Origin of the sequence: Paraburkholderia sp. J69-1 (assembly GCF_905220255.1) — a bacterium.
In the GTDB taxonomy this organism is placed as follows: domain Bacteria; phylum Pseudomonadota; class Gammaproteobacteria; order Burkholderiales; family Burkholderiaceae; genus Paraburkholderia.
Genome location: NZ_CAJMZG010000008.1, coordinates 328,068 through 340,977 on the forward strand (window position 1 = coordinate 328,068; position 12,910 = coordinate 340,977).

The 12,910-nt window shown below is 69.7% G+C and carries 10 protein-coding genes; all 10 read right to left on the bottom strand.

The window, feature by feature from the left end:
- Window positions 1–20: 20 nt before the first annotated feature.
- The 10 genes from U5A67_RS17165 to U5A67_RS17210 all read right to left on the bottom strand — a co-directional run bounded on the left by U5A67_RS17165 (window position 21) and on the right by U5A67_RS17210 (window position 12,900).
- Window positions 21–2,879 carry an Hsp70 family protein gene (locus U5A67_RS17165; protein ID WP_321815253.1) on the bottom strand — a complete coding sequence of 953 codons (2,859 nt, stop codon included), beginning with the start codon at window positions 2,877–2,879 and terminating at the stop codon, window positions 21–23.
- A 111-nt stretch (window positions 2,880–2,990) separates the two neighbouring features.
- The gene (locus U5A67_RS17170; RefSeq protein ID WP_321815252.1) at window positions 2,991–4,835 is read right to left on the bottom strand and encodes an Hsp70 family protein; all 1,845 of its coding nucleotides are present in this window, start codon (window positions 4,833–4,835) and stop codon (window positions 2,991–2,993) included.
- Window positions 4,832–5,446 (bottom strand): DUF2760 domain-containing protein, encoded by a 615-nt coding sequence (locus tag U5A67_RS17175; RefSeq protein ID WP_321815251.1) that lies wholly within the window; start codon window positions 5,444–5,446, stop codon window positions 4,832–4,834. The genes U5A67_RS17170 and U5A67_RS17175 overlap by 4 nt, the downstream gene beginning before the upstream one ends.
- 409 nt (window positions 5,447–5,855) lie before the next feature.
- The gene (locus U5A67_RS17180) at window positions 5,856–6,161 is read right to left on the bottom strand and encodes a hypothetical protein (RefSeq protein WP_205985872.1); all 306 of its coding nucleotides are present in this window, start codon (window positions 6,159–6,161) and stop codon (window positions 5,856–5,858) included.
- Window positions 6,158–6,685 (bottom strand): hotdog family protein, encoded by a 528-nt coding sequence (locus U5A67_RS17185; RefSeq protein WP_321815250.1) that lies wholly within the window; start codon window positions 6,683–6,685, stop codon window positions 6,158–6,160. The genes U5A67_RS17180 and U5A67_RS17185 overlap by 4 nt, the downstream gene beginning before the upstream one ends.
- The gene (locus U5A67_RS17190) at window positions 6,682–7,530 is read right to left on the bottom strand and encodes a beta-ketoacyl synthase chain length factor (protein WP_321815249.1); all 849 of its coding nucleotides are present in this window, start codon (window positions 7,528–7,530) and stop codon (window positions 6,682–6,684) included. The genes U5A67_RS17185 and U5A67_RS17190 overlap by 4 nt, the downstream gene beginning before the upstream one ends.
- A complete protein-coding gene (locus U5A67_RS17195) occupies window positions 7,527–8,747 on the bottom strand; it encodes a beta-ketoacyl-[acyl-carrier-protein] synthase family protein (protein WP_321815248.1) in 1,221 nt (406 codons plus the stop codon). Before U5A67_RS17195 ends, U5A67_RS17190 begins: the two co-directional genes overlap by 4 nt.
- Window positions 8,748–8,823: 76 nt before the next feature.
- Complete coding sequence (locus U5A67_RS17200; RefSeq protein ID WP_321815442.1) at window positions 8,824–9,747, bottom strand: polysaccharide deacetylase family protein; 924 nt, start codon at window positions 9,745–9,747, stop codon at window positions 8,824–8,826.
- Between the two features lie 8 nt (window positions 9,748–9,755).
- Complete coding sequence (locus U5A67_RS17205; protein ID WP_321815247.1) at window positions 9,756–12,236, bottom strand: MMPL family transporter; 2,481 nt, start codon at window positions 12,234–12,236, stop codon at window positions 9,756–9,758.
- A gap of 76 nt (window positions 12,237–12,312) precedes the next feature.
- Window positions 12,313–12,900: an outer membrane lipoprotein carrier protein LolA gene (locus U5A67_RS17210; RefSeq protein ID WP_415767854.1), complete on the bottom strand. Its 588-nt coding sequence runs from the start codon at window positions 12,898–12,900 to the stop codon at window positions 12,313–12,315.
- Window positions 12,901–12,910: the final 10 nt, after the last annotated feature.

Genomic DNA, 12,910 nt, shown 5'->3' on the forward strand with positions numbered 1-12,910 from the left:
CGTGCTGGCGCGTTCGCGCGCTACGCCCCCATCAAGGTCAACCCGGCCGGCAGCGCTTCGCCGAACACGCGCCCGGTATCGGCGGTATCGAGTTCCACGACCTCGCGCACCATCTCGATCCACGTATGCGGCGCGTTCGCGTTTTCCAGCCGCTTCACCACGGTTTCGCGCAATGCCGGCGCGATATCGCGCGAGCGGTCGCCGGTCATGCGCGCGATCTGCGCGGCGGCGAACATCGCCGGTTCGACCTTCTTCCAGTCGAGCGCGAGTATCGCTTCGAGCCATTGCTGCGCGATTTCCGGCGGCACCACGCCGTGCGTGCTGCCATAGAACGGCAGACGCGCGCCGATGCGCCCCATCGCCCACCAGCTTTGATGATTCTCCGACGCCTTTTGCAGGCGCTCCAGCAGTTGCGTGCCGATCTCGATCTTGCTGGCCGCATCGATCTGTTCGAGCGAGGCGTAGAGCCGCACCATATCCGCGTGGCCGAGCTTCGACGGATCGAAGGGCAGTTTGTGCTGTTTCGCGCTGGCCGCTTCCTCGAGCCAGCGCATTGCTTCCATCACCTGCGCCTGCGCCTCGCCGTTCAGGCCGCCCGCCGCGCGGCGCCAGAGCGTCCACCACTCGGACCAGACCTGGCTGTCGTTGAGATGCTGGATGCCATCGTCGAACAAGGTCCATAGCTGCTCGACGCGCCATTCGTCGAGCGGATAACCAAAGCCCGGCCGCACGCAATAACCGGCGAGATTGAGCCACAGCCGCTCGTGATCGGCCGAACGCCGCCGCCGCCCGGCACGGTCCCAGAGCGCGCCGAACAGTTCGCGCAGCAGCGGGCCGTCCCAGTTCTGGCGCGCGCCGAGCGTGTGTTCGAGCTGCGCGCGCAGACGCTTCACTTCCTTCGGATCGACCTTGGTGGACTTCGGGCCGAACACGCGATCGATCAACGCGATGGCTTCGTCGAGCGCGGGATGACGCACGCGCGCGCCCGCGTCGGGGCGCGCATGTTCGTTGCGGCGCAACTGGAATTCGAGCAGCCAGTGCTGCGCGGGATCGTCGGTGGCGATGCAGCGCACTTCCAGCGTGCCGACTTCGGTCAGTTGCGCGGTGAGCCTGACGGGGCGCTCGCGGCCGTTCTTGTCGTTCTTGTCACCGGCGACCACGGTGGCGAGCGGCGGCAGGCGCACGAAATCGCTGCCTTGCGCGCCGCCAAGATCGACAATTTCACCGGCTTTCCAGGGCGTATCGGCGACCGTCGAGACCAGATGGAACTGCACCGGATGACCGAGCCGCAAGCCGAAGGTGCGTTCGTCGAGCCGAACTTCGTGGCCTTCCTCGGTGCCGCGCGGCAGCAGGCAGATGCCGCGTTGCTGCGCGTCGCCACTGGCGTTTTCGTTACGGCCTTCGTCGAGCACGAGGAAATAGCTGCGCGGCGAGCCGCCGCCGATGCGCGGTGCGCGGCCTTGACGCGCGAGCGCGAAGGCCACGGCGCCGCGCGCGACGGCAACGTCCGGGTGATCGTTTTGCAGGACCGTGAGCGGCGCGTCGCGCCACGCGCCGAGCGTGTCGCGCAGACGCGCGGACAGCGCGGGCGCGTTGAATACGCCGCCGTTGAGCAGCAGCGTGTCGGGCACGGGGAGCGCTTCGCCGCCTGAATTTGCGGCCTCGCCGGTCGCCAGCGCCTCGCGCGACTGCGCCGCAAAGCGTTGCAGAAAGGCCGCGATATGACGCGTGATGCCCGGATCGGAGGCGTACGGCAAACCGAATTCGACGATGGCCGCGCGCGAGCGGCGCGGCAGATCGCTGGCATTGCCAGCGGGGAAAAAGCCGTCGACGACGATACGCGTGGCTTCCTCGCGCGTGAGTTGCGTGGTGCGCGCGCCGCCGATCAGCTTCGAGCCCGCGCCGAGCAGCGTCACGCCCACGGCTTCGGGCGCCTGCGCGTCGAGCAGTTGCTCCTTCGCGACGCGGCAGCGCTCGACCAGTTGCGACAGGCTCGCGGCGGACAGCCTGCCCGGCTGATCCTGCGTGCCCGCCAGCCGGCTTTCGGCCAGATGCGCGAGCGCGAGGTCCATGTTGTCGCCGCCGAGCATCAGATGATTGCCGATGCCGATGCGTGTCAGACGCGGCTCGCCGCGATCGTCGATCTCGACCTTGATGAGCGTGAGGTCGGTCGTGCCGCCGCCCACGTCGCACACGAGCACGAGGCGCGTGCGCGCGAGTTCGGCCTGTAGTGAATCGCGATGATGAAACAGCCAGTCGTAGAACGCCGCCTGCGGCTCTTCGAGCAGACGCAGTCTGGGCAATTGCGCGCGGCGCGCGGCTTCGAGCGTGAGTGCGCGCGCGCCGTCGTCGAACGAAGCGGGCACGGTGAGCACCACGTCCTGCTGTTCGAGCGGCGCATGGGGAAAGCGATGGTTCCACGCGGCGCGCACATGCGCGAGATAGCTCGCGCTGGCGTCCACGGGCGAAATCTTGCCGACGTCGTCGGGCGCGCCCCAGGGCAGGATCGGCGCGAGCCGGTCCACCGAGGCATGCGAGAGCCAGCTTTTGGCGCTGGCAACCAGTCGACCCGGCACCTGCGCGCCCAGCGTGCGCGCGAGACGGCCGACCACGGATGCGGCGGTGTGATCGACGTGATCGGCGTGGCGGGTGTTATCGGCGTGTTGAGGCGCGGGCCACGGCAACTGCAAGGCGCCCGCCGGCAACTCGCCCGGCGCCGGGTGATAGCGCGCCGACGGCAGCAGCGGCTGCGCGCCGACTTCGCCGGGCGCAGTGAGCTGCTCGATATCGAACACGCGGATGTCGTCGCCGCCGGCTTGCGCGTAGGCCACGACCGTATTGCTCGTCCCCAGGTCGATGCCGACGACGTATGGCTTCATCGCGCTCAAATGCTGACTCGCTTGGCGAAGGGAAGGGCGCCGCCCGGTCGAACCGTGCGGCGGCGCCCGAATGGACAGGCGCCAAAAGCGCCTGGTGCGACAGACGACGCGTTAAGCGCTCGCGCCGCCGCGCACGTCGAACTCGACCTTCCAGCGCTCATGGCTGCCGGACGGCACGGCTTCGAGTTCCAGCGTGCCCGCTTCGGTCACGCGCGCGTGCAGCTTGACCGGGACGATTTCGCCGGGCGTGCGGCCTTCGGTGGGCAGCGTGGCCTGGATTTCTTCGAGTTCCTGCAGTTCTTCGGCAGACCAGTAATCGAGCATCGTGCCGACCTGATCCTGACGGCGCACCGACGAACCGAAGAAGCGGAAATGCACCGGCTCGCCCACCACCAGGCCGAATTCCTGCGCGGGCAGCGGCGCGTCCGTGCCTTCTTCCATGCCGAACGGCGCGACGCATAGCGCCGACACCGGCGGCTCCAGACCCGGCACCGCAGGCATGGCCGATTCCACCGCCACGTAGTACGCACGCGCCGTACCGCCGCGAATGCGCACGCCCTTGCCTTGCTTCACATAGCCGTAATAGGCCGCGCCACGCGCGACTGCGAGGTCGAGATCCGCGCCGCCCAGCAGACGTGCGGCGGGCGCGCCTTCGGCCGCCAGCCAGCCGTTGACGATGTCGAGCACGCGGCCCGCCAGCAGTTCCGACTTGAACACGCCGCCATTGAACAGCACGGCCGTGGGGTGCAGGAAGCTTGCGCCTTCAGGCGGCGCGCCGAAGCCTTCGACTTCCGCGAGCGCGGCGACCTGACGGCCGAGGAAGGCCGCGAGATGGCGCGTGACGCCCGCGTCCTGCGCGTAGGGCAGGCCGAGTTGCGTCAGACCGGCGCGGGTGCGCACGGCCGGACGCGCGGCGGCATCCACCTGCGGGAAAAAGCCTTCGAGGATGATCTGCGTGAGTTCCGCGCGCGTGAGTTCGGTGCGGATCGAACCACCGATCAGCTTCGAGCCGCGGCTGGGCACCACGAGCGGCACCGTGTCCACGCTCGAATCGGTCAGCAGCGTTTCCTTGGCCGAACGGCACGCATAGGTGAGCGCGCGCAGTTGCCACGGATCGGCCTGGGTGCCTTGCGCGGCGAGCTTGCGCGCGACCACGTGGGCCAGCGCCAGATCCATGTTGTCGCCGCCGAGCAGGATGTGCTCGCCCACGGCCACGCGATGCAGTTCGAGATTGCCTTCGCGCTCGACCACGGCGATCAGCGAAAGGTCGGTCGTGCCGCCGCCCACGTCCACCACGAGGATGATGTCGCCGACCTTCACGTCCTTGCGCCAGCCGCCGCCGCTCTTCTGAATCCAGCTATAGAGCGCCGCCTGCGGTTCTTCCAGCAGCGTCATGCGCGTGTAGCCCGCCGCCTGCGCGGCTTCGGCGGTCAACTCGCGCGCGGCCGGGTCGAACGAGGCCGGAATCGTCACGGTCACGTCCTGGTCGCGCAGCGGCGCGTCCGGGTGCGCCTGGTCCCACGCTTCGCGCAGGTGCGTCAGGTAGCGAATCGACGCTTCGAGCGGCGAGACGCGCGCCACTTCGGGCGGTGCGTCGTTCGGCAGGATGGCCGCGCGGCGATCGACGCCCGGGTGGCAGAGCCAGCTTTTCGCGCTCGACACGAGACGGATCGGCGTGCCCGCGCCACGGCTGCGCGCCATTTCGCCCACGGCGTACTCGCGCGAGGCGGTCCACGGCAGCGTCAGGTCGCCCGGCGTCAGCTCGCCTGCATTGGGCAGATAGAGGAACGAGGGCAGCAGTTCCGGCGATTCGATCGCGCCGGGCGCGGTCAGTTGCGTGACGGGCAGCACGCCCTGCACGGCCTTCTCGCCGTCACTGCCGGCGAGATCGACATAAGAGAGGGCGCAATGCGTGGTGCCCAGATCGACGCCGATGGAATAACGGGCTTCGCTCACAGTTCCACCTCGGCCGGCGCGAGTACCTTGGCGTCGTGCGACTTGACGAGCTTGGGCAGTTTCACGTCTTCGACGCGCCAGCCGCGGTGGCTGATCGTGCCGTTGAAGGGCGCTGCGCCCACCACGTTGCCGGTCAGACGGATGGCCGTGGCGTCGAAGCCTTCGGCGATGGTCACGCGGCTGCCTTCGGCTTCCGTGCGCACCGGGCGGATCGTGAAGTGCTCGCGCAGCGTGGCGCGGCAGCCTTCGTGAACGAGGCGCGCGGCCGCGCCGATGTCGGCGTCCGCGTAGCCTGCGATGTCTTCCTCGACGAAATCGACGAAGCGCGCGTTGCGCTGGAGCAGGCCGAGCAGTTGCAGCGCCGATTGCGGGCTGGCTTCTTCGATGGTGCTTGCTGCGGGCGCCGGGGCGACCGGCGCGGCAACGGGAGCCGGTGCGGGTGCAACAGGCGCAGCAGCGGGCGCAGCAGGCGCAACCGCAGCGGCGGCGAACGTTTCGCCATTGCGCAGGCGGCGCACGTCGGCGGCCAGTTCGGCATTGCCGAGAATGGCGAAAAACGATCCGAAGGCCAGCGAAACGCGGCCCGCGAATGAAATTTTGGGTTCGGTCATCAAAACAACTCCATGAGGCTCACGCGCGGTTAATCCGGAAAAAGCGCCGAAAGGAGCGCCGGAAAAAACGCCGGGTCAGCCCGGGTCAACGGTCCGGCCGGCCGCGCGTCGAGGCCCGGATGATACGTCCTCGGGCGGCGTCTGCTAAGGGCTTAGGCGCAACCGGCGGGAAAAAGAGGAGCCGGCACGGGCTCGAAAACCCGTATTTTGCCTTGTTGTGAGCGCGAGACGGGCAAATTGGCCGTTCGGCAGAGGGATTCGGGCCCGAAAACCCGCCAGTCGGGCGCGCAGTGGGTGCGCCGTGGGCGCGATGAGGGAGAAAACAGCCGCAATCATCAACAAGCGGCGCGCCGGCCAGTCCGCAGAGCGACTGGCCGGCGCGCCTTCAAACGTCTACTTCGGCACCGCCTCAGGCATCGTCGCGATGGGTGTCGGTTTTGGCGTCGTCGCGGCTTTCGTCCTTGTGGAACACGCGCTTGGTCGCGCGTTTGGTGGCGTCGTAGCCTTCGCGCGAGGCGTGCGCGATGCCGTGGCCCACCGTCTTTGCCGCATGTGCGGTCGCATGGCCGAAGTCGCGCGCGGCTTCGCCGGTCTTGTGGGCGGCTTCCTTCGAATCGTGCTTGATGTCTTCCTTCACTTCATGCAGATCGGCGTGCGCCGCCGAGCTGACGAGGCCGAGCAGCAGCGCGGCGAAAACGATCGAACGGTTTTTCATGATGATGCTCCCTTGGTGATGGCTTCGGTGCCGCTGCCGGGCAGCCGCGCCGAAGCGTCCAGCATCACGGCGGCGCGGCCCGAAAGCAGCAGTTGGGCGCCGCAGCGCACCGTGAAGGCGTAGAGGACGGTGTTGGCATCGCCGCTCAGACGATCGGCTTCGATCGTGAGCGGCGCGGTGAAAGTGTCGAGGCGCGCGACGTGGGCTTCCACGCCGCGCACGCTGGCCAGAAAGCCCACGCGCGGCACGGCGCCGTCCGGGCCATTGGCGCCGACCAGCGCGCCGTGCACGGCCATCGCCTGTGCTGCGTATTCGATACCGCAGGCCGCAGCGAGCCGCCCGCGCGAGCGCAGCGGATTGTGCGGATCGTGATGGCTCGTGGCCGTGCAGCGGATATGCAGGTCGTCCCAGGCATCGACGCCGTCGAGCAGACACATCGTCCCGCTGTGCGGAATGTGCGCCTCGATCCACGCGCGATCGAGCGGCGCGGCGTGCAACAGGTCGTGCGGCACGGCGGCGGTCATGGCGCGGGCTCCGCGTGATGCGTCTGCGCCGCGCCCGGGTGCGGAAAACTCACGTCGATACGCACGCGCGTTTCCGGCAGATAGTCGATCACCACGCTCGCCGGGCGTTGCGCCGCGATCGCTTCGAGCAGCGGCAGCACGCGCGCCGCCGGGTTATCGACGCGTAACGCCTCCAGTTCCGGCGAGGCCAGCCTGGTGGCCGGTGCGTCGGTGATCTGCGCTTCGATGTGCGCGAGGCCCGGCGTTGGCGCGCCGCCTGCGTTCAGCGGCGCGAACACCAGCGCCACGCCGAATGCGTCGGCGATCGGGCGTTCCGTGTGCAGCGGTTCGGGGTAATCGGCGTCGTAGGCGATCAAGAGGCTCGGGACGCCGTCCACGGCCACCTGGCATAGGCTTTCCAGCAGACCCGCGCCGAAGCTGCCGTCGTGCGCGCACAGCACGTTCGAGGCGGCCTGCGCGCGCGCCGCGATGCTCCAGTAGCCCGCCGGCGCGTTGTGCACGGAATTATGAAAGCGCGTGGGCGAAAGCTGGCGGTCGTCGCCCGCGAGCGTGTCGCAGATCGCGTGGCAGTTCTGGCCGTCGCCGCCCGAAGCCGCGAACACGGCGGTGAGCGTGGTGGCGTCGCGCCCGCTCGCGGTGACGGCTTCGTGGCCGACGGCCAGCGCCGTGCGTACGACCGGCCCAGTGCGGCGGCGCTCGGCCGGCGGCAGCGAGGCGGGCGGCGGCAGCACGGTGCGCGCGCTCGCGTAGGGCGTGCGGCCCGCGAGCACGTCGGCGGCGTGCGGCCAGTCGGGCAGACCCGGGCCGATCACGCCGATGCTTTCGAGGCAGACATGGAGTTTCATGGCGTGTTCGCCCCAAAGAATCGCGCGCTGCCGAACAGCAGGCTGCAGTTGGTGCCGCCGAAGCCGAACGAATTGCTCAGCGCGGCGCGCACATCGGCGTCGCGGCTTTGCAGCACGTAGTCGACGCCCAGAGCCGGGTCGGGCTGCGTGGTGTTCACGCCCGCGGGAATAAAGCGATGGCGCAGCGCGAGGGCGCAGGCCACGGCTTCCAGCGCGCCCGCCGCGCCCAGCGTGTGGCCGGTCGCGCCCTTGGTCGAGCTTGCGGGCGCGGCGTCGAACAGCGCGGCGATGGCGCGGCTTTCGGCGGCGTCGTTGCTGGGCGTGGCGGTGCCGTGCAGGTTGATATAGCCGATGTCGCCCGGCGCGAGGCCCGCGCTGGCGAGCGCCTGTTCCATGGCCGCGCGCGCGCCCAGACCGTCGGGATGCGGCGACGACATATGGTGCGCATCGCTCGACTCGCCTACGCCGATCAGCAGCACGGCGTCGTCATCGAGCGCATCGGCTTGCTGGGGCAGGCGTTCGAGCAGCGCAAAGCCCGCCGCCTCGCCGATCGAAATGCCGTCGCGCGCCACGTCGTACGGACGGCACGGCTGGCGTGACAGCAGTTCGAGCGAGTTGAAACCGTACAGCGTGGTCAGGCACAGCGAATCGACGCCGCCAACCACCGCCGCGTCGATCAGCCCGGCTTCGATCATGCGCCGCGCCGAACCGAACACCTTGGCCCCGGACGAACACGCCGAGGAAATCGACGTGGCCGGCCCGCGCAGCCCGAAATACGCGCGCACGAACGAGGCCAGCGCGTAGGGATTGTGGGTTTCGGCGTAGTGGAAACCGGCCGCGAGTTTGCCGGTGGCCATGTCGCGCTGGCGATAGGCGCGCTCGGTTTCGAGGATGCCGCTCGTGCTGGTGCCGACAAACACGCCCACGCGGTCTGCGCCGTAGCGCGCCACGGCAGCGGCGACGCTCGCGGCGAAGCCGTCCTGTTCGAGGCCGAGCTGGGCCAGCCGGTTATTGCGGCAGTTGTAGATCTCCAGGCCGGCGCGGATCGTCACATCGTCCACGCCTTCGACCTTGCCGATCCAGGTGTCGAGGTCGGCGCGTTCGAAATCGCAGGGCGCGAGACCGCCGCGCTGGTTGCGCAGGGCGTCGAGCATCGCGTCGAGACCTCGCCCGAGGCAACTCGTGGCGGTGTAGTGCGAGAGCAGGAGTGGGTTCACGAATGTCGTCTGGTCGGGAAGTCGGTGAGGACGTGTTCGAGGACCGCCGGGCTGCGCGGCCCCACCTTGTCATTCATCAAATTTTATCAAACGGGGCCGCTTCAACCGCTTTTCCGGCGGAGATGTCGAGGCGTTTCGGCACTGCGGGCAGGCTGTCGGCGAGCGCCTCGCGCAGCGTCGTCCAGCGCAGTTGCGCGTGTGCGGCGGCGCGCAACAACTCGGGCAGCACCGCGAGGATCACGGGCTCGCCATCCGCGCCGCGCGCCGCATGGCCGTCGTGCAGCAACAGGATGTCGCGCGGCGCGAGGCCGTCCAGCAGGCGCTGCGTGACCTTGCCCGCGTCGCGCTCGCGCGTGTCGAAGCCGCGCCGCGTCCAGCTCGCCAGATGCAGGCCCAGATCGCAGAGCACCGGTTCGAGAAACGGATTGCGCAGGCCGGCGGGCGCGCGGAAGAACTGCGGGCGCGTCCCGGCGATATCGGCGAAAGTGCGCTGGGCGGTTTCGATTTCGCGGCGCAGCGCGCCCGGTCCCGACACCGAAAACGTATGCCGATGCCGCTGGCTATGGTTCTCGACGTCATGGCCGCGCGCGACGATCGCTTCGACCACGCGCGGATGCCGCCGCATGAGATCGCCGATACAGAAAAACGTGGCGCGTGCGCCGTGCGCGTCGAGCAGGTCGAGCACGCGCGGCGTGACTTCCGGGTCCGGGCCATCGTCGATGGTCAGGGCGAGACGGTTGTCGGGAGCCGCGTGCGCTGCGGCGTGCAGGGCGGGCAGGCGCGTCCAGTTCGGGCCGAGCAGCGCGCTTTTCGGCCAGAGACCGGCCGCCGTGACGAGCAGATGCGAGGCGATCACGCTGCCCGTCGCCCACGGCCACGTCGCCGGTTCGGCGAGCATCGCGGCCGCCGCGCCCACGTGCAGCGCGGCCGTACCGGTAATCAGCGGCGACGGCTTCCAGCGGCGCGGCGCGGCGAGCGTCGGGATCGATGGTGCGTTCATGCCGGCGTTCATACGCGTTTCTCCTCGCGCGCGTTCAGCGTCGAGGCCACCTTCGCGCGCGCGGGCTGCGGCGCAAGAATCGCCGCGAAGGCGAGCGCGAGCATCGCGCCGGGGCCAACCGTCAGGCCGAAGGTTTCGAGCAGCGGCACATGCGAGAGCGCCAGCAGGCCGAAGCCCGCCACCGTCGCGAGATTGGCGACCAGCAGCGAAACCAGCGTGCTGGGCGCAATCGACGCCTGCGCGCCTGCTTCGCGCTTGCAGAAGAACAGCGCGTAATTCGAGCCGACCGCGACGATCAGCAACATGCCCACCAGATGCAGGATCGTGAGCGGCACGCCCGCGAGCGCGAAGCCCGCCGCCACCACCAGCACGGCGGCGACGAGCGGCGCGAGCGCCCGCGCGGCGCGTTGCGGCGAGCGCAGCGCGACGACCAGCAGCACCACGATCGCCGCGAAACCGGCCAGCGAAAGGCGAATGTCCTCGCGCACGTAGTTGGCGTAGAGGCGGTCCGCTTCGGTTTTCAGATCGACGAACAGCGCGCCCGGCACGCCTGCCGCGTCGACGGCGTTGCGCACCGTTGCCGCATCGAGGCTCGATGTATCGGCCTTCGTTGCGCCGTCCGGTGCGCGCAGCGCGAGCATTGCGTTCCAGCCGCCGCCCGCGCGCGGCGTGAGCAGCGCATCGACGCCGAGTCCCATCGAGGTGCCGCGCAGATCGGCGCGCGTGATCGGCGCGGTGTGGCGGGCGGCCGCGACATCGGCGAGGAAGGGGGCGAAGGCGTCGGGCTTGAGGGCGATCGGTTGATCGGCGAGCGCGGCGCGCAGACGGGCGGCGAGCGTGGCATCGTCGGGCAGGCTGGCGAGGCGCGCGCGCTGCGTGGCGTCGCTCGGCAGATAGCGCGCCGGGCTTTCGAAACCGGCCAGCACGCCGCGATCGACCAACGGCTGCAGACTTGCGCCGATCTTTTCCGCGCCTTCGAGCGCGGCCTGTTCGCTGGCGGCGGGGATTTCGACCAGATAGCGCACGTCGGGCGCGCCTACGTCGGCGCGCAGGCGCGCGTCGAGCGCCTGGCTGGCGGCCGGGACCGGGCTCAGCGCGGACAGTTCGTGGCTCCACAGGCCGTCACGATGCAGCGCGAGCACGGCGAGTGCCGCCAGCGCCACGGCCGCGAGCGGCCAGCGCAGACGCGGCGCGGCCTGGGCGGCGCGCGCGAGCCAGCCGCCCAGACGCGTGACGTCGCGCGTGAGCGCCGGGCCGCCTTGCAGACGCGGCAGCACGAAGCGCGTGACGAGCGCCGCCGTCACGAGGCCCGCGATCGAATACGCGCCCAGTTGCACGAGGCCGGGGAAGCCCGAAAACAGCATCGACGCGAAGCCGCACACGGAGGTCAGCACGCCCAGACGGATCGTCGGCCAGTACGCCGCGACCCAGGCGCGCAGCGAGTCTGCCGCGCGTGCGCCAGCGGGCGGGCGCGACGACTGCACGAACAGATAGATCGAGTAATCGACGGCTTCGCCCATCAGCGTCGTGCCGAAACCGAGCGTGAGCCCCTGCACCGTGCCGAACGCGAGACTCACCGCTGCGATGCCCGCCGCCACGCCCGAGAGCACCGGCAGCAGCCCGAGCACCAGCGTGCGCGGCGAACGGTAGAGCGTGAGCAGCAGCGCGACGATCAGCGCAAGACTGAGCACGGAAATGCGTTCGACGTCGTGGCGGATCGCATCGCGCGTCTGCACCGAGAACACGCCGGGGCCGCTCATGACGAGGCGGTAGCCGGGTGAGCCCGGGACATGCGCCGCGGCCGCATCGAAGGCGTGCTGGATGGCGTCGATGGCGCGGGCCTGGGCGTCGGTGTCCGAACCGGCGGCGGCGGTCTGCGCCACCAGCACGGCGCGCGAGCCGTCGCGCGAGGCCCAGACGCCGTCCTGGGTCGCGGGCTGCGCGGCGCTATCGAGCTGGCTGACGAGCGCGGCGACTTCGCCAGTCGGATCGTGCGGCAGCAGATCCTTGGCGACGAGGCCCGCCGACGAACTCAGCAGATCGAGACTGTCGCCCAGCGCCGCATGCAGGCCGGCCTCGGTGAAATGCTGCGGCGTGACGGCGGGACTCAGCACATAGCGGTGCGTGAACACGAACTGCTGATCGCGCGCGTCGTTGACGGCTTCGCCGTTATGCAGCGCGGCGAATTGCGGATCGGCGCGCAGTCTGGCGGCGACCTGTTTGGAGAGCTGCGCGCGCGTGGCCGGATCGCCGCCTTCGATGGCGACGAGGATCAGCTTCGAGACCACGCCGTCGCGCAATTGATCGACGAGCACGCGCTGGCTGGCGCTGGGCGCGCTCGGCAGGAAGGCGGACAGATCGGTGCTGAACGGCGTGCGCGCGATCACGGCGGCGCAGGCGAGCAGGAACAGCAGCCAGACGGGCACAGCCCAGCGTTGCAGCGCCTGCAGGCAGCGGCGGGGCAGGCTGGGTTCGAGGGAGGGTTTCATGCGGATCGGGCAGGCTGATTGAGGCGGGGTGCGGGCGCGGGGCTCGGTTGGCGCTGGGTTGTCGCCAGACTGGCGCTCAATTCGATGACGACGCCGACGCCGCGAGCGGGCGCAGACGCATCACCGAATGATCGCCGCCCGCCTGCTGGATCGCCACGCTGCGCAGCATATCGCGCGTGCCTTCGAGCGTGATTGCGCTAACGGTTTTGCGCATCTGCGAATCGCGCGGCGTGAGCGTGAGCGTCCAGTCGTCGCCGTTGCCGGTGAGCGCGACCTGGTAGGTCTGCTCCAGCGCGAAGCGGTTGCCCGTGAGCGTCGCGCGGATGCTCTCGATAAACGCGCCCAGTTCCGGGTAGCGGGCGAGCGCGAGCGTGTACTTGTGGTTGTTGCGATCGACGGTGAGCATGTCGCCGTCCACGACCAGATGCTCGGGTTTGGGCGCGAGCGTGTTCTTTTCGAGGTGGTCGGGCGCGACGAAGGAGAGTTCGCCGGACGATTCGACCGGTTGCGTCGCGATTGCGAGGTACTTGGTTTCGGTGAACGCGGCGCGGCCCGACTTGTGCTGCGCGAGCGTGGACATCAGGCGGTCGAGCGTCCAGCCTGCATCGGGTGCCGAGGCTGGCGATGCCGCCGGCGACGCCGCTTGAGCGAGGCTCGCGCCCATCAGCACACAC

Bases quoted from the DNA above. Each gene is read 5' to 3' on its own strand.
- U5A67_RS17180 (WP_205985872.1), bottom strand. From the start codon at position 6,161: ATGAAAAACCGTTCGATCGTTTTCGCCGCGCTGCTGCTCGGCCTCGTC.
- U5A67_RS17200 (WP_321815442.1), bottom strand. From the start codon at position 9,747: ATGAACGCACCATCGATCCCGACGCTCGCCGCGCCGCGCCGCTGGAAG.
- U5A67_RS17175 (WP_321815251.1), bottom strand. From the start codon at position 5,446: ATGACCGAACCCAAAATTTCATTCGCGGGCCGCGTTTCGCTGGCCTTC.
- U5A67_RS17190 (WP_321815249.1), bottom strand. From the start codon at position 7,530: ATGAAACTCCATGTCTGCCTCGAAAGCATCGGCGTGATCGGCCCGGGT.
- U5A67_RS17210 (WP_415767854.1), bottom strand. From the start codon at position 12,900: ATGGGCGCGAGCCTCGCTCAAGCGGCGTCGCCGGCGGCATCGCCAGCC.
- U5A67_RS17205 (WP_321815247.1), bottom strand. From the start codon at position 12,236: ATGAAACCCTCCCTCGAACCCAGCCTGCCCCGCCGCTGCCTGCAGGCG.
- U5A67_RS17165 (WP_321815253.1), bottom strand. From the start codon at position 2,879: ATGAAGCCATACGTCGTCGGCATCGACCTGGGGACGAGCAATACGGTC.
- U5A67_RS17185 (WP_321815250.1), bottom strand. From the start codon at position 6,685: ATGACCGCCGCCGTGCCGCACGACCTGTTGCACGCCGCGCCGCTCGAT.